Below are 16,471 nucleotides of genomic sequence, written 5' to 3' on the forward strand. Positions count from 1 at the left end.
ATAAAATAGAGGAAGATTAAGTAAGCGTTTTCTTTAGAAGAGGGAGAGGATAGGCCATGGTTGAGCCTACTTTTCTTTTCTAAGTCATCTGATGACCATATGATTGTTGGCGAAGTTGTAATGAGGGGGAATAATAATTATGAAAGTTACTTTATTTGTTACTTGTTTAGTCGATATGTTTGAAACAAATGTCGGTAAAGCAACAGTTGAAGTGTTGGAGCGTTTAGGTTGTGAGATTGAATTTCCAGAAGCACAAGTTTGTTGTGGTCAGCCTGCTTATAATAGCGGCCATGTAGAAGCAGCAAAAGAAGCGATGAAACATATGATTGAAACTTTCGAAGATGCAGAATATATCGTTACGCCATCGGGTTCTTGTGCGACAATGTTTCATGAGTATCCGCATGTTTTTAAAGATGATCCAAAGTGGGCTAAGCGTGCACAAAAGGTTGCTGATAAAACATACGAATTTACACAATTTATTGTAGATGTTTTAAAAGTGACAGATGTTGGCGCAAGTTTATCAGGAGTAGCTACTATTCATAAATCTTGTCATATGACACGTATGCTTGGAGTAAAAGAGGCACCAGGAATTTTACTATCAAATGTAAAAGGATTAACTGTAAGAGAATTACCAAACGTACAAAATTGTTGTGGGTTTGGGGGAACGTTTTCAGTTAAGATGACTCCAATTTCCGAGCAAATGGTAGATGAAAAAGTAGATAGTGTAATGGAAACAGGTGCTGATTATTTAATCGGTGCAGATTGTGGGTGTTTGTTAAACATTGGCGGACGAATTGAGCGTTTAGGAAAAGAAGTAAAAGTAATGCATATTGCTGAGGTACTGAATAGTCGCTCATGAAGGGGGGAACATAAGCTATGTCTATGAAAATCAGTGGAAAAAAATTTAATGATCGCGTTGGCGATGGAATTCAAGATTCGTTTATGCGCGGAGCAGTATCTTCTGCACAAACTCGTTTATATACGAATCGATTAAAAGCAGCGGACGAATTGGGAAACTGGGAAGAGTGGCGTGAACTAGGTGAGCAAATTCGTCAACATACGTTAGAAAATCTGGATTATTACTTAATGCAGTTAAGTGAAAATGTATCCAAAAGAGGCGGACACGTTTACTTTGCGAAAACGAAAGAGGAAGCAGCAAAGTACATTCAAGACGTTGCGAAAAAGAAGCAAGCGAAAAAAGTAGTGAAATCAAAATCGATGGTGACAGAAGAAATTAGTATGAACCACGCGCTTGAAGAGATTGGCTGTGAAGTGTTAGAGAGTGACTTAGGAGAGTATATCTTGCAAGTAGATAACGATCCACCTTCACATATTATTGCGCCTGCACTTCATAAAAATAGAACGCAAATTCGCGATGTATTTAAAGAAAAACTTGGGTATGAAAACTCTGATGATCCGTACGAAATGACAAAGTTTGTTCGTAAACAACTTCGTGAGAAATTTATGGATGCAGAAATTGGTGTAACAGGTTGTAACTTCGCTGTTGCAAATACTGGTTCTCTTTGCTTAGTAACGAATGAAGGTAATGCGGATCTTGTCATGTCGATCCCGAAAACGCAAATTGCAGTTATGGGTATGGAACGTATGGTTCCGACAATGGAAGAATTAGATGTTTTAGTTGGTTTACTATGCCGTAGTGCGGTAGGTCAAAAGTTAACAAGTTATGTAACAGTAGCAGGTCCAATTCAACAAGAGGAAGTTGATGGCCCAGAAGAGTTCCACTTAGTAGTTGTTGATAATGGCCGTTCTCAAATTCTTGGATCTGAATTCCGTCAAGTGTTGCAATGTATTCGTTGCGCAGCTTGTGTTAACGTATGTCCTGTATATCGTCACGTTGGTGGACATTCGTATGGATCGATCTACTCAGGACCAATTGGTGCGGTGTTAACACCACTTCTAGGTGGATATGATGATTACAAAGAACTTCCTTATGCATCTAGTTTATGTGGAGCGTGTACGGAAGCTTGTCCAGTAAAGATTCCGTTACATGATTTATTATTAAAACATCGTCAAGTCATTGTTGAGCAAGAAGGGCGTGCACCATTAGCAGAGAAATTAGCGATGAAAATGTTTAGTATGGGTGCTTCTTCAGCTGCTTTATATAAAATGGGGTCAAAAATGGCACCGGCAGCTATGAGTCCATTTACATCTGGTAATCGTGTATCAAAAGGCGTTGGACCACTTAAAAACTGGACGGATATTCGTGAATTCCCAGCGCCAAGCAAAGAACGATTCCGTGATTGGTATAAAGATCATAAGAAAGGCGGCGATAAATAATGACAGGATTAATTCAAAACCGTGACTCCTTTCTAGATAACATTGCAAAAGAACTTGGACGCGCGCGTAAAACAGAAGGTGTTGAGCGTCCGGTGTGGAAAAATAACGTAAATGTAGAAACGTTAAAAGATTATTCACAAGAAGAATTATTAGAAGTGTTTAAAAAGCAATGTACAAACATTCATACAACTGTAGTGGAAACGACAAATGACCGTTTACGTGAAGATATTCAAAAAGTAATTATGGAGAACGGCGGGGGACCAATTATACTATCAGCAGATGAACGTTTTGATGCATATGGTTTAACGTCTTTATTTAAAGAAGAACTTCCAAAGCAAGATATCGAAGTAAACGTATGGGATCCAGAGAGAAAAGAAAAAAATATGCGTTTAGCTGAAAAAGCGAATATCGGTATTGCATTTAGTGACTATACATTAGCTGAATCCGGTACAATTGTTGTACAAAGTCATAAAGGACAAGGACGTTCTTTACACTTTTTACCGACTGTATATTTCGCTATTATTCCACGTGAAACGCTTGTGCCTCGTATTACACAAGCGGTTCAGGATATGAACTCCCGTGTAGAAAAGGGAGAGGATGTAGCATCTTGTATTAACTTTATTACAGGACCAAGTAACTCGGCTGATATTGAAATGAACCTTGTTGTCGGAGTACACGGACCATTAAAAGCAGTATATTTCATTGTATAAAAAGGGGAAAGCAGGCCAGAAAACGGCCTGCTTTTTTAGTAGAATAAAGGATAATATGAAGTAGAAGTTCTCTCCTTTTTTTGCTATGTTCTTTTGGAAAGGAGAGGAAGAGATGTTCACTTATGTATATGCACTGTTAGCAGGTATGGTGTTTGGTTCTTTCTTTATGTTAATTGCGATGAGAGTGCCACTAGGCGAGTCTATCATTACCCCGCGTTCGCATTGTCATTATTGTAAGCATGCGCTAAAACCAAAAGAACTGATCCCAATCATTTCATTTTGTATACAAAATGGGCGTTGTACGAATTGTAAGAGAAAAATTCCGATTATGTACGTAGTATTTGAATTGATAACAGGAATTATATTTCTTCTTACCATATATATGATTGGAATGGAACGAGAGCTTATCATCATTTTATCGCTTTTTTCGTTACTTCTTATTATTTCAGTTACAGATTATATATATATGTTAATTCCAAATCGCATTTTAATTTCGTTTGCTTTGTTGCTTATTATAGAATGTATTTTTGTACCGTTAGTAACTTGGATAGACAGTATAATTGGTAGTGGAATTATATTCATTTTGTTATATTGTATGCAAAAGGTATATCCAGAAGGGCTTGGCGGTGGGGATATAAAATTACTTTCGTTACTTGGATATATAATAGGGATGAAAGGGATTTTTATGATTTTATTTTTAGCATCTTGCTTTAGTCTTTGTTTTTTCGGAATGGGCATCGTATTAAAGCGTATAGAGGCAAGAAAGCCCATCCCGTTTGGACCTTTTATTAGTCTTGGAGCAATCTGTTATGTATTAGTTGTGTATTCAAAATAAAGGGAGAATAGAAAATGAATGTGTATATGGATGATCAAAGAACTTGTCCGTTCGGATACGTGTTGGCAACGACAGTAGAATCTGCGCTACAAATTGTGCGGGAGCAAGATGTGAACATTCTCTCTCTCGATTTTAATATGGGATGGCGACAAAAAAATGGATTAGATTTGGTAGAAGCTTTCTGTAAAGAGGGTCTATACGTAAATGAAATTCATCTTCATACAAATGATGTCATCAGTATGCATAAGATGCAACAGAGAATTGAAAAGGGGAAAGAACAAGGGGAAATTGAAGCTTATATTATCGTGAAATATGCGGGGAGCTAAAAACTCCAAAGTAAAACTTAAACAGACTATAATAAGAAGAGGATAATATGTTAAGTATGAGTGCATATATCCTCTTTTTTCATACATATCGGAATGTATAACCATAAGTTGAAGATATAATTCAATATGTATATCTTCTTATTTACTGGAAGAAGAACCCACGTTATATTACTTTCTAATCAGTCTCGTCAAAGCCATCCCAAGAAATCCAACACCCATTCCTATCAGCCATCCAGTTTGAGAACTTCCTAACATAGATCCCACTCCTCCACCAAGAAACATGCAGCCAACGAATACTAATCCTCCAATGCCCCAGTTTGGCCGATCCATAATTCAATCACACCCTTTCAATAAAATATATGTTATTAGTTAACTAAACTTTCTTGAATAAGATATGTTAATTATTTCGCTAGAGATGTTATAGTTGTTTGGCTTAGGTTTAGTAATTGTCAGGGAATTCAAAAGACGGAGATTGCCGGACTTGAAGGGATTATAGGAGGAAAAATTAATTTTTTATGTATCATAACTTAAGGGTTGTGGAACAAGTTCTTCTTCAACTAACCAGCTAATAAAGGTCTGGTGATTTTCAACAATCGGGTGCTTTAATGGAATAAAAGGAGAGTATATATTAGTCATGTATAATATGTGCTCTCCTTTATTTTTAGGGATTTTTATAATTTAAGTCTTGATAAGTAAAACTTTGGAGTTTTTAATGTTTCATATGTGCTTGTAAAGGAATGATTTCTTCTTGTTGAGCTACTGCGATTTCAGTTTCTTCTTGTTTAACATCAGGTGCTTTCTTTGTTAAGTAGTGGTATACCATACCGACAAATACGGAACCGCCAATAATGTTACCAATTGTAACAGGAATTAAGTTATGAATAGCGCCTGCAAAAGAAATTGTCTCAGGATGTGGTGATACTAAAGATAAGGCAAACAGTGATAGGTTTGCAATGCTATGCTCGTAACCAGATAAGAAGAAAGTGAAAACAAGTAGCATCATGACCATTATTTTTGCTGTATCACCTTTGACTTGGGAAGGTAAGAAGCAGGCAAGACATACAAGCCAGTTACATAAAATTGCTTTAAAGAATAATTGCGTTGTAGGTGTGTTCATCTTTCCTTCAACAACTGTATTCATTAAATGACCGTGATCAATTGCTTTGAAAATGCCAGTTGCATAAAATAGTAAGGCAAAGAATAAAGCGCCAGCTAAGTTACCTGCATAACAAGCACCCCAGTTACGAAGTGTATCAGAAATTGTTGTTTCTTTTCTTAAAGTTGCCACTGTGAAATACATTGTATTTCCAGTAAACAGTTCAGCGCCGCCATATATAATGAGTACGAGAGCAATTCCGAAAAACATAGAAGCGGTTAAATAAGTTGCTGGTGAATCTGCCATGTGAAAAAAGTTACCTAATTTAAAACATAGTACAATAATAAAACCGATATAAATACCCGCAAGTGCCGCACGTATGAAATATTGCATTGGGTTTGTATCTAGCATTTGCTTTTTGCTCTTAGCCAGTTTGACAACATAATCTAATCCTTGTTCTAGCATGAGTAATACGCTCCTTTAGTACATCTTCTATAAATACTCTTTATATGAATAAAGTACATGGAATTGTTCACAGTTTCAATAAGTTTGTGCAATGTTTCACAAAAAGGACATACATAAATGAGGAAAGCGGTTACAAAAGTAGTATAATGGAATTTTTTCTAAAAATAGAGAGGGGATTGAAAGGAGAAAAAAAGCGCTGTGATTACAGCGCTTTTTCGTCTAAATTCTTTTCTACTTTTACTTCTACTTCTTTCGAGAAGAACCAACCGCCAACTGCGATTCCGACTAATACACCCCAGAATGTAAGTTTCCATGGAGTAGATTCTGGGAATGAATGAGGCAGGACACCTAAAGCAGGGTGTGCTAGCGTATAAACTGCTAATTTCACACCAACCCAACCTACAATTAAGAATGCTGCAGTTTCAAGCCCTGGTTTACGTTTTAATATTTGTACGAAAGCAGATGCTGCAAATCGCATAATGATTAATCCGATAAGTCCACCTGCAAAAATAATAATAAATTGACCTGTATCAAGACTACCAATTGTACCTAATCCTGTTTTCGGTAAAGTCATTGCTAATGCAACAGCAGCTAAAATTGAATCAACTGCGAAGGCGATATCCGCAACTTCGACTTTAAATACAGTCCACCAGAAGTTCTCTTGTTTTTTCTCAGTTTCTTTTTCTTCTGTTTCTTCAGGCGCATTCTTTTTAACATACGTTTTAAATAAATGATTACCAGCGATAAACATAAGATAAATGGCACCAATTGCTTGGACTTGCCATACATCGACTAAGAACGAAATCATGAATAGTGATCCGAAGCGGAAAACAAACGCTCCTGCTAATCCGTAAAATAGTGCTTTTTTTCTTTTTTCTTCTGGTAAATGTTTTACCATAATTGCAAGAACGAGAGCGTTATCAGCCGCTAAAATCCCCTCTAGTGCAATTAGGATGAGTAATACCCAACCATACTCCAATAATAATGATACATCCATGTACATTCTCCTCTCATTTATATAAGTACTAAATAAGTGAAGAATTTCCCCACTATTTAGTTTCCCCATACTCCTGCCTATTAACTTTGGAAGAATTTGGAAATGGATGCAAAAAAGACCTCTGCCGTTAATAGGCAAAGGTCTTGCTAGACATATGTAATAAAAATGCCAACAAAGCCGGAAGAACTAAGTTCTACGTAATGACGACTTTGTTTCCAAGAAATATTCTTGGACGCTACTCCCCTTTGGAGATATGCTATTGTATTTTCATTATATGGATAATTTATACGGTTGTCAACCTGTTAAAATATCTTCATTTGGATATTTTATTTTCCGTTTCTTTTTACGTGCAAATGAAAAAGCCAATGTTAAAGGTCCCATTTTTCCAAAAAACATCATAAAGATAATGATGGCTTTACCGATAATAGTTAAGTGGGGCGTTAAATTCATGCTGAGGCCGACTGTTCCAAATGCTGAAAATACTTCGAAAGTACTCATCAATAGAGGAACTCGCTCAGTAATACTCAAAATTAAAATAGAAAAAAAGATAAATGAAATTGAAATAATGGTAATGGTCAATGATTTAACAATGAGAGTATCTTTAATGGATTTTTTAAACACGACAATATCATCTTGTTCTTGTAAAAATTTAAACACGCCAAAAAACATGATTAAAAATGTTGTTAACTTAATTCCACCACCAGTTGAAGCGCTGCCAGCACCAATAAACATAAGAAGCATCATTAATAGTAGGGAAGGTTTTGATAATGCAGAAATATCCACGGTATTAAATCCGGCAGTTCGCGTTGAAATCGCTTGGAAATAAGCGGCCATTCCTTCTTCAAAGGGGGTAAAACCCCTCATAGAATGAGAGTTATGGAACTCGAATATAAAAATAAAAGCTGTAGCAATAATATTGACGACTAGAGTAGAAGAGAGCATAAGTTTTGAGTGTAAAGTAAGGTTTTTAAAGTTTTTCTTTTTTTTTATATCCACGATTACTGTAAAACCAATCCCACCTAAAATAATGAGAGAGGAAATAACAAGATTGACAAGAATGCTATGGGAATGGGATATTAAATTATCACTCCACACAGAAAAACCAGCGTTGTTAAAGGCAGAGATCGAATGAAAAAAACTATAATATATCCCTTTAGCAACACCATATTTTGGTACCCATTCGAAAGAGAGAAGCAAAGTTGCGATACATTCGACTGTAAAAGAAAATAAGAATAGCGCTTTGGCAAGACGAATGACACCACCGATATTCGTTTGATTTAACGCTTGCTGTAACAAAATTCGGTTTTGAAGACCGATTTTTCTGCCAAGCATAATTGCAATTAGAACAGCAAAGCTCATAATGCCAAGTCCGCCCACTTGTATAAGGGTTAAAATGACACACTGTCCAAACAAAGTAAATACTTTTCCAGTGTCTACAACACCAAGCCCAGTAACAGTACAAGCAGAAACTGTTGTAAATAAAGCATCGAGCCATGAAATAGACGTTGTTGTAGCAATTGGTAGTTTTAATAAGCATGTACCGATAATTGATAATGAAATAAAAGATAAAGTGAGAACACGAGGAGGGCTCATGCTAATGTTAATCCGTTTCATGTTACATATCGTTCCTTTCAGTTTATTCTTACTAGTATGTGAAGAAGCGCTAGTATGTATGTTAAAAAAGAAAGAGGCAGAGAATATCTGCCTCTAAGCCATATGTTATATAATTATCCGCGTAATTGTTGTTGAGCTAAAGCAACAAGGCGTTTTGTTACTTCCCCGCCAACTGATCCGTTAGAACGAGATGCTGTATTAGATCCTAAGTTTACACCAAATTCTTGTGCAATTTCATATTTAAATTGTTCAAGCGCTTGTTCTGCACCTGGGACTAGTAATTTGTTTGTTTTTACCATGTTGATACACATCCTTATGAGTAGTCCAGTTTAGCTAAGTACTATATAAACTGGTAACGTTATTTTATGTGGAAACGGCGTGCTCATACACGGAAGTAATCGGTGTGATTAGAAGTTCTTGGATAGAAAAAAGAGTAGCAAATTTGCTACTCTTTTTTTAGTATTGTCGCTGTACCTTCCACGACGATATCACCCGATTGATTATATATGTTTGTTTGCAACGTAATGATTTTTTTATCGTCACGCTTCTTAATAACTTCTGCCACTACACGAAGTGTATCACCGATTTTGACAGGAGCACGGAATGAAACGTTTTGAGATAAATAAATCGTATTTTTGCCCGGGAGTTTCGTTCCAAGGATGGTAGAAATAAAACTCGAAACGAGCATGCCATGAGCAATACGTTCTTTAAACATTGTTGTTTTTGCAAAAGAGTCTAAAATATGAATAGGATTTACATCTCCAGTCAATTTTGCAAAATTGATAATATCTTCATCCGTAATTGTTTTTGTTAGGGATGCTTGATCACCGACTTGAATCTCATCATAACGAAGCTCCGGAACAGTTTGTGCTTCTTGAAATGGATTCATTTTGGCCTCCTTCTTTTCCATATCGAAAAATGCCAGCCATCTTGATGTAGTAGGAGGAAGAAAGAGTTTTGTTTGTGCTGCAGTTAGCTCCCACATTTTTCTTACTTGATGGAAGTAAATAGATTTTTTGAGTTTTCCTCGAACTTTTTTGCGAGTTCCAACTGTTTTGACTTGAACTCTTCCAAAAAACCTTCTAACTGTTTTTGAGCCTCTTCACGTTGTAATCGTTGTTGTTCAATAAATTGTTTTGTTGTTTCTTCAAATTGCCCGCTTGTTTGTGTGAGAATTGACAAAGATGTTTTTGTAGGAGAAACAGTAAGTTGATGCATATGAGCAGAAAGTTCCTTCCACTTGTCTTGCCACTCATTAATTTGATCGTTTAAGGAGTTTCCAGTTAATTGCTTCACGTAATCTGTATATTGGTTATTGAACTGAGCAGTGAATTGTTGTAGTTCTTTTTCTAGTTCATCTACTCCTGATGTTAATTTATGCAAAGCGTCTTGTTGTTGTTTTAATGTTTCTAAAGTAAGTTGCTCTAATTGTTTCCCAGCTGAAGAGAAAAGGGAAAGTGATTGAGACCAGTTTTTCCAAAATGCATCGACCAATTCGTATGGTTTAGTTTCCATTGTTTGACCCCCAAATGTTTTTTTGCATATTGTGAACGCAGATTACTCTGCTGTACCACCAGGTGAAGATGAAGAATCCTTTTCATCCTTTTCTGGAGAAGTGGCAAATGGAAAGAATGCGTTCGTATATAACGTGAAAAACGTTCGCAGCATATTTTGGTAATGCTCAAAAGAAGTTGCACATGTTGCTAAATATTTCTCTCCATATTCAGTTAAAGAATAAATTCTTTTTGCTGGCCCTCCTTCGCTTGTATCCCAAGTAGAAGAAATGAGGTTTTCTTTTTCTAATTTACGTAGTGTCCTATATACATTACCTTGGTCAACAGAAGAAAAGCCGATATCCATTAGCATTTGAATAAGTTTGTAACCATGAAGACTCCAGTCTTTTAGACAGAGAAGCAAGAAGGGAACTAAGAAGTTTTTTGGCATGGAGTTTGGTTGTTTCGCTTGGTTGTTCTCCAAACTTTCGCGTTGTTCTGGTTCATTATGTAGCATGATTGTGCATCACCTCATGAATCAGTTAGATGGAATTTTTTGCTTATAAGTGCAATTTACACCTATCTGTTTTTAAAGTCAACACATTTGTTAGAAAATAGAAAAAAATAAAATATAGACTTGAAGTTTTATTCAGAATATTAGAAAATAATGAATAGGTTGAATTGTTTCAAAAACAAAAAAGGGAGTGTAGGTAAAGTGATTGATCAAAAATTCGATCCACTACAAGCATGGAAAAATGCTTATGAACAAACCGAAACGTTTTGGGGAAAAGCGCTCAATGAAACAATTAAAACAGAGGAATATTCTGCTTGGATGGGCAGCGTTCTAGATTTGAATTTGTTTTATCAAAAAGCATTAAATGATACGACAAAAAGCTATTTAGAACAAGTAAATGTGCCGACGAAAGAGGATATCGCAAGAGTGGCTACGCTTGTTATTAACTTAGAAAATAAAGTAGATAACATCGAGGAGTTTCTAGAAGAGAAGGTAGAGTCTTTAGGACAAGCTCCTACATTAAAGCGTGATGTTACGAAAGTAAAACAAGATATTCGCACGTTAGAAACGAAAGTTGATCAAATTTTAGAATTGCTAGAAAAGCAAAATGCAGTACTAGCGAAATTACAAGAACCTGTAAAAGAAGAAGCGAAACCTACGAATAAGCCAGAAAATAAAAAATGATAATAGCGCTTGTTTATAACATGTAAAAGAGAGAGGGAGAATCTCTTTTCGTGTATAAACAGCGAAACATAATTATATAGGGACTCCATAGTATGAGTACCAAAATGATTCATAATAATCGTTCACAAATTCATTTAAGGGGGAAAAGAAATGGTTCAATTAAATGGAAAAGTAGCAATCGTAACAGGTGGGGCAAAAGGAATTGGAAAAGCGATTACAGTAGCGTTAGCACAAGAGGGAGCAAAAGTTGTTATTAACTATAACAGCAGTAAAGAAGCAGCTGAAAACTTAGTAAATGAACTAGGAAAAGAAGGGCATGACGTTTATGCAGTTCAAGCGGATGTTTCTAAAGTAGAAGACGCAAACCGACTTGTAGAAGAAGCAGTGAATCATTTTGGTAAAGTTGATATTCTTGTTAATAATGCTGGTATTACAAGAGATCGTACATTCAAAAAGTTAAATCGTGAAGATTGGGAGCGCGTAATTGACGTGAATTTAAGTAGCGTATTTAATACGACAAGCGCGGTACTTCCATACATAACGGAAGCGGAAGAAGGTAGAATTATTAGCATTTCTTCTATCATTGGCCAAGCGGGTGGATTTGGACAAACAAACTACTCAGCAGCAAAAGCAGGTATGCTAGGATTTACAAAATCATTAGCATTAGAGCTTGCAAAAACAAATGTAACTGTAAACGCTATTTGCCCAGGGTTTATTGATACAGAAATGGTAGCAGAAGTACCAGAAGATGTTCGTCAAAAAATCGTTTCTAAAATCCCGAAAAAACGTTTTGGTCAAGCTGAAGAAATTGCAAAAGGTGTAGTATACCTATGCCGTGACGGTGCATATATCACAGGTCAGCAATTAAATATTAACGGCGGATTATATATGTAATGAACTAAGAAAAAAGTGCATATCCATAGCAGGAATGCACTTCTTTCTTTAAGAAGGAAATCGACCAAAAAGGAGATAGAAAAATGACTACATTCGTAACAGAATGGGAAAAGCAATTAGAGTTATACCCAGAAGAGTACCGAAAAGCATACCGCCGAGTGAAAAGGGCGAGTGAAATTTTATTACGCGAACCAGAGCCACAAGTAGGGTTAACGCCGAAAGAGGTTATTTGGACGAAGAATAAGACAAAGCTTTATCGCTACATTCCAAAACAAGAAAAAACACAAAGAGTTCCAATTCTATTAATATATGCTCTTATTAATAAGCCATATATTATGGACTTAACTCCTGGAAATAGTTTAGTGGAATATCTAGTGGATCGTGGTTTTGATGTGTATATGCTTGATTGGGGCACATTTGGTTTAGAAGATAGTCATTTGAAATTTGATGATTTTGTGTTTGATTATATCGCAAAAGCTGTGAAAAAAGTAATGCGAACTGCAAAATCGGACGAGATTTCTTTACTTGGTTATTGCATGGGTGGAACGCTAACGTCTATTTATGCGGCACTTCATCCGCACATGCCAATTCGCAACTTAATCTTTATGACCAGTCCTTTTGATTTCTCTGAAACAGGATTATATGGTCCTTTATTAGATGAGAAGTATTTCAATTTAGATAAAGCGGTTGATACATTCGGAAATATTCCACCGGAAATGATTGATTTCGGAAACAAGATGCTAAAACCAATTACAAACTTTGTCGGTCCATATGTTGCTTTAGTGGATCGTTCAGAGAATGAGCGCTTCGTCGAAAGCTGGAGATTAGTTCAAAAGTGGGTTGGCGATGGTATTCCTTTCCCTGGTGAATCATACAGACAGTGGATCCGTGATTTTTATCAAAATAATAAATTAGTGAAGGGTGAACTCGTTATTCGCGGACAAAAGGTAGACCTTGCAAATATTAAGGCGAATGTCTTAAATATTTCCGCGAAACGTGATCATATTGCTCTGCCATGTCAAGTAGAAGCTTTGCTAGATCATATTTCTAGCACAGATAAACAATATGTATGTTTACCGACAGGGCATATGTCTATTGTGTATGGTGGAACGGCTGTAAAGCAAACATATCCGACAGTTGGAAATTGGCTTGAAGAGCGTTCTAATTAAAAATAAAAAATCCAACTAACACGTGTTAGTTGGATTTTTTTATGGGAAATAACAAAACATAGAAAGGAGAAATTTGCATTGTAGGAGTATAATTATGAAGCTTATGACTGGTAAGGTGTTTTGGAGTGATGGAGTTTCTGTACCTTGTTATCCAACGTTAGAAAATGATATGATATGTGATGTGCTCGTAGTTGGAAGTGGAGAAGCAGGTGCTCATATAGCGTATTCGTTAGCGAAAATTGGCATGCGTGTTATGCTTATTGAAAAAAATGTAATCTCACGTGGTAGCACAGCTGCCAATACAGGATTATTACAATTTCTTCATGATAAATCGTTAACCTCTCTTATTCATACATTTGGTAAAGAAAAAGGGGTGCGAGCATATAGCCTTTGTTATGAAGCGCTCAGAACAATGGAGAAAGTTGTACCAACTCTCGATATAAATCCCCATTTTATTCCGCGAAATAGTTTATATTATGCAAGTAATAGTGAGGATATCTCATTTTTACAAGAGGAATATAATACGTTACAAAATTATGGATTTCCAGTTGAATATTTTACAGAATCTGACATTAATAAGCGTTATTCTTTTACAAAACATGCCGCGTTATATACGCACGGTGATGCCGAGGTGAATCCGTATTTATTAGCGCATAGTCTCTTGCATAAAGCAAATCAAATAGGAGCCACTATATATGAACATACAGAGGCAATACATATAAAAAAGCTCCAAGACGATTTAATTTGTTACACGAAAACAGGAAATAAAATCGTAGCAAAGAATATTATTATGGCAACAGGTTATGAACCGCTTTTTGGCAAGAAAGAAAAAAACACAACAGTAGAAACATCTTATGCAGTTGTGACAAATAAGATAGATCAATTTGAAGGTTGGCATGAGCAATCATTAATTTGGGAAACTGCACGTCCATACTTGTATTTTCGAACGTATCAAAATCGCATTATTGTAGGCGGATTAGATGAGGCGCTGAAAATTCAGAATATCGGCGATACGAAATTATTGCATAAGCGTGATATCCTTATTAATATTGTAAAAGAAATGTTCCCACAGTTTAATAATATACAGGCAGAATACTATTGGGCAGCGGCATTTGGTGGTAGTCATGACGGTCTTCCTATTTTAAAAGAAGATAAAAAGATACATAATTTATATTACGCACTGCCGTATGGGGGAAATGGAACTGTATACGGAATGGTATTTGCGAAACTATTTCAGCAGTTATTTACAAATAAAGAAAGTGATGATTTTTCTTTATTTAATCGATAGAAAAAAGGTAGCGAAGTGATGGAATGAGAAAGATAAAAAAACTTTTACAAAAATTACGTCCCGTGCAGCTTATCGTTTTATTTTATTTACTAGCGGTAGTTGTATCGGTAATTTTGCTTAGTTTACCATTTGTTACGAAGCCTGGTGTGAAATGGACATTTATAGATGCGCTGTTTACATCTGTTAGTGCTGTAAGTGTTACAGGGCTTTCTGTTGTTACGATTCCAGATACGTTTACAACGGCAGGAATTATTGTTTTAGCCCTTATTTTACAATTAGGTGGATTAGGAATTATGGCACTTGGTACATTCGTTTGGATTATAACGGGTAAAAAGATTGGTTTGCAAAGAAGAAGATTAATTATGGCAGACCATAACCAAGGAAATTTGGCAGGTCTTGTGGAATTAATGCGTTCTATTTTAATTGTAATTATTTCAATAGAACTCATTGGAGCGATACTGTTAGGTACTAGATTTCTAATGTATTTTCCGACTTGGCAAGAAGCGTATTTTCACGGTTTTTTTGCCGCTGTTAGTGCAACAACGAACGGAGGATTTGATTTAACTGGACAATCACTGATTCCGTACAAAAAAGATTATATTGTTCAGATGATTCATATGTTACTTATTATTTTAGGCGCTATTGGTTTCCCAGTGTTAATGGAAGTAAAGCAATTCTTGAGTAAGAGGAGACAACAACTATTCCGCTTTTCGTTATTTACAAAATTGACGACAACAACATTTTTTGCACTTGTTATTGTTGGAACAATTATGATTTTTCTATTAGAACGAAATCATTTCTTAGTAGGAAAGTCATGGCATGAAACTGTATTTTATACATTATTCCAATCTGTGACGACGCGAAGTGGTGGGCTTGCTACAATGGACATACGTGAATTGTCACAACCAACGCTTTTATTTATGAGTATATTAATGTTTATAGGAGCATCTCCTAGTTCGGTTGGGGGCGGGATACGTACAACAACGTTTGCGGTTAGTATATTATCGTTATATACATTTGCAAAGGGCGGAAGAACAGTCCGAGTTTTCAAACGTCAGCTTCATGAAGAGGATGTGCTGAAAGCATCTGTCGTTATGACGATGGGGATTTTATTATGTGCCACAGCGCTATTTGTTTTATCCATTACGGAAAATGTGCCGCTTATGAGCTTAATTGTTGAGGTTTGTTCTGCTTTCGGAACGACTGGACTATCGACAGGGATTACTTCAGATTTAACAACTGTGGGGAAACTTGTACTCATTGTACTTATGTTTATCGGACGTGTTGGTATTTTAACATTTATATTAGCTAGCGGTGGAAGAGAACAACCACCTCGCTATAAGTATCCGAAAGAACGAATTATTATTGGATAGTATGAAACCATCCTACCTATGTTAGGTAGAATGGTTTTTTAGTCGTTAATGCCAAATTGAGGATGCATAAAAGTTTCATTTTTGTTATCAGCTTCGTTTTTGAGCAATTCTTGATTTTCTTCTGCAATCCATCCGATATCATTTGTAGGATGAATCCATTCTTCTCCTGCCATAATGGCAGGATCTACCTCATCACTCCAGTTGTGAAGCGGACTGTTCTCAGAATCATATTTACTGTCTCCAATTACAATTTCATATTGATTCATAAAAGGTTGTTGCATCTTTTTTCCTGTTCCCTTAAAAGAGGGAAAGTTCATTTGATGCGGGAGCGTTTCGTCTAAAATTGGCGACTGGATTTTTTCTTTCTTCTGCAAAATAATCGCTCCTTTTTAATGATTTGTTCATATGTAGTATTTCCATCTAGAGTCTCTTATGTACTTGTTAACACTTGCCAGTAATAATTATTTCAGATTGCTTCAAACTAGAGTAGAAAGTGAATCCTTGAGAGCAGGTGAATGTATTGGTAAAAAGAAAAGTGAAACAAAACGCGGCAATCAACAATAATAAAACTCCGAAAGAAAGCTTACCAGATGCAGAATTTGCATTAGAGTATGAAGGAGAAAATAGCGCAAAGTATGCAAATCGTAATTCAAAAAAAGGTAAACAAAAATGAGGCGTTTTTTACAAACGCCTCATTTTTTTTGTGGGATTATAA

20 protein-coding genes and 1 riboswitch are annotated in these 16,471 nt (G+C 36.0%); of the genes, 11 read left to right on the top strand and 9 right to left on the bottom strand.

The features are described 5' to 3' along the window. The first annotated feature begins 139 nt into the window (after positions 1-139). The 5 genes from ACQKNR_RS10060 (at position 140) to ACQKNR_RS10080 (ending at position 4,169) form a co-directional block, all read left to right on the top strand. Positions 140-859: a (Fe-S)-binding protein gene (locus tag ACQKNR_RS10060; RefSeq protein ID WP_427317463.1), complete on the top strand. Its 720-nt coding sequence runs from the start codon at positions 140-142 to the stop codon at positions 857-859. Positions 860-876: 17 nt separating this feature from the next. Next, positions 877-2,298: a LutB/LldF family L-lactate oxidation iron-sulfur protein gene (locus ACQKNR_RS10065; protein ID WP_427317464.1), complete on the top strand. Its 1,422-nt coding sequence runs from the start codon at positions 877-879 to the stop codon at positions 2,296-2,298. After that, positions 2,298-3,008: a LutC/YkgG family protein gene (locus ACQKNR_RS10070; protein ID WP_427317466.1), complete on the top strand. Its 711-nt coding sequence runs from the start codon at positions 2,298-2,300 to the stop codon at positions 3,006-3,008. The genes ACQKNR_RS10065 and ACQKNR_RS10070 overlap by 1 nt, the downstream gene beginning before the upstream one ends. An 85-nt stretch (positions 3,009-3,093) precedes the next feature. Next, positions 3,094-3,843, top strand: a complete 750-nt coding sequence (locus ACQKNR_RS10075; RefSeq protein WP_427317468.1) for a prepilin peptidase — start codon at positions 3,094-3,096, stop codon at positions 3,841-3,843. A 14-nt stretch (positions 3,844-3,857) separates the two neighbouring features. Continuing rightward, entirely contained in the window at positions 3,858-4,169 is a 312-nt protein-coding gene (locus ACQKNR_RS10080) for a cyclic-phosphate processing receiver domain-containing protein (protein ID WP_427317470.1), read from the top strand. Between the two features lie 168 nt (positions 4,170-4,337). Here the strand turns inward: ACQKNR_RS10080 and ACQKNR_RS10085 are convergent, their stop codons facing one another. From ACQKNR_RS10085 to phaQ, 8 genes are all read right to left on the bottom strand, one after another. Beyond that, the gene (locus ACQKNR_RS10085; protein ID WP_427317472.1) at positions 4,338-4,499 is read right to left on the bottom strand and encodes a hypothetical protein; all 162 of its coding nucleotides are present in this window, start codon (positions 4,497-4,499) and stop codon (positions 4,338-4,340) included. Between the two features lie 379 nt (positions 4,500-4,878). After that, positions 4,879-5,730, bottom strand: coding sequence for a formate/nitrite transporter family protein (locus tag ACQKNR_RS10090; protein ID WP_427317474.1), 852 nt, complete (start codon positions 5,728-5,730; stop codon positions 4,879-4,881). Between the two features lie 202 nt (positions 5,731-5,932). Further along, positions 5,933-6,727: a TerC family protein gene (locus ACQKNR_RS10095; RefSeq protein ID WP_427317475.1), complete on the bottom strand. Its 795-nt coding sequence runs from the start codon at positions 6,725-6,727 to the stop codon at positions 5,933-5,935. A 90-nt stretch (positions 6,728-6,817) separates the two neighbouring features. Next, positions 6,818-6,983: riboswitch (yybP-ykoY riboswitch) on the bottom strand. A 38-nt stretch (positions 6,984-7,021) separates the two neighbouring features. Further along, positions 7,022-8,341 carry a TrkH family potassium uptake protein gene (locus tag ACQKNR_RS10100; protein ID WP_427317477.1) on the bottom strand — a complete coding sequence of 440 codons (1,320 nt, stop codon included), beginning with the start codon at positions 8,339-8,341 and terminating at the stop codon, positions 7,022-7,024. Between the two features lie 113 nt (positions 8,342-8,454). Then, entirely contained in the window at positions 8,455-8,640 is a 186-nt protein-coding gene (locus tag ACQKNR_RS10105; RefSeq protein ID WP_000241210.1) for an alpha/beta-type small acid-soluble spore protein, read from the bottom strand. 146 nt (positions 8,641-8,786) lie between these two features. Beyond that, on the bottom strand, positions 8,787-9,230 hold the full coding sequence (locus ACQKNR_RS10110) for a MaoC family dehydratase (RefSeq protein ID WP_074651549.1): 444 nt from the start codon (positions 9,228-9,230) through the stop codon (positions 8,787-8,789). A gap of 101 nt (positions 9,231-9,331) precedes the next feature. After that, the gene (phaP, locus tag ACQKNR_RS10115; protein WP_427317479.1) at positions 9,332-9,856 is read right to left on the bottom strand and encodes a polyhydroxyalkanoic acid inclusion protein PhaP; all 525 of its coding nucleotides are present in this window, start codon (positions 9,854-9,856) and stop codon (positions 9,332-9,334) included. A 42-nt stretch (positions 9,857-9,898) separates the two neighbouring features. Continuing rightward, entirely contained in the window at positions 9,899-10,351 is a 453-nt protein-coding gene (gene phaQ, locus ACQKNR_RS10120; RefSeq protein ID WP_000903021.1) for a poly-beta-hydroxybutyrate-responsive repressor, read from the bottom strand. Between the two features lie 198 nt (positions 10,352-10,549). Here phaQ and phaR point away from each other — a divergent pair, with 198 nt between their 5' ends. The 5 genes from phaR to ACQKNR_RS10145 all read left to right on the top strand — a co-directional run bounded on the left by phaR (position 10,550) and on the right by ACQKNR_RS10145 (position 15,756). Then, the gene (gene phaR / locus ACQKNR_RS10125) at positions 10,550-11,032 is read left to right on the top strand and encodes a polyhydroxyalkanoic acid synthase subunit PhaR (RefSeq protein ID WP_427317482.1); all 483 of its coding nucleotides are present in this window, start codon (positions 10,550-10,552) and stop codon (positions 11,030-11,032) included. A gap of 150 nt (positions 11,033-11,182) precedes the next feature. After that, complete coding sequence (locus tag ACQKNR_RS10130) at positions 11,183-11,926, top strand: acetoacetyl-CoA reductase (RefSeq protein WP_193411524.1); 744 nt, start codon at positions 11,183-11,185, stop codon at positions 11,924-11,926. Positions 11,927-12,009: 83 nt separating this feature from the next. Beyond that, positions 12,010-13,095, top strand: coding sequence for a class III poly(R)-hydroxyalkanoic acid synthase subunit PhaC (gene phaC, locus ACQKNR_RS10135; protein ID WP_193411523.1), 1,086 nt, complete (start codon positions 12,010-12,012; stop codon positions 13,093-13,095). A 94-nt stretch (positions 13,096-13,189) separates the two neighbouring features. After that, a complete protein-coding gene (locus tag ACQKNR_RS10140) occupies positions 13,190-14,383 on the top strand; it encodes an NAD(P)/FAD-dependent oxidoreductase (protein WP_427317484.1) in 1,194 nt (397 codons plus the stop codon). A 23-nt stretch (positions 14,384-14,406) separates the two neighbouring features. Then, positions 14,407-15,756, top strand: a complete 1,350-nt coding sequence (locus tag ACQKNR_RS10145) for a TrkH family potassium uptake protein (protein ID WP_427317486.1) — start codon at positions 14,407-14,409, stop codon at positions 15,754-15,756. A gap of 38 nt (positions 15,757-15,794) precedes the next feature. Here the strand turns inward: ACQKNR_RS10145 and ACQKNR_RS10150 are convergent, their stop codons facing one another. Beyond that, positions 15,795-16,130: a DUF3905 domain-containing protein gene (locus tag ACQKNR_RS10150; RefSeq protein ID WP_427317488.1), complete on the bottom strand. Its 336-nt coding sequence runs from the start codon at positions 16,128-16,130 to the stop codon at positions 15,795-15,797. A gap of 146 nt (positions 16,131-16,276) precedes the next feature. Between ACQKNR_RS10150 and ACQKNR_RS10155 the strand changes: the two genes are divergently transcribed. Continuing rightward, positions 16,277-16,429 carry a hypothetical protein gene (locus tag ACQKNR_RS10155; RefSeq protein ID WP_000240799.1) on the top strand — a complete coding sequence of 51 codons (153 nt, stop codon included), beginning with the start codon at positions 16,277-16,279 and terminating at the stop codon, positions 16,427-16,429. Positions 16,430-16,471 lie beyond the last annotated feature (42 nt).

The sequence above is a fragment of the Bacillus sp. NPDC094077 genome (assembly GCF_050279465.1).
In the GTDB taxonomy this organism is placed as follows: Bacteria; Bacillota; Bacilli; order Bacillales; family Bacillaceae_G; genus Bacillus_A.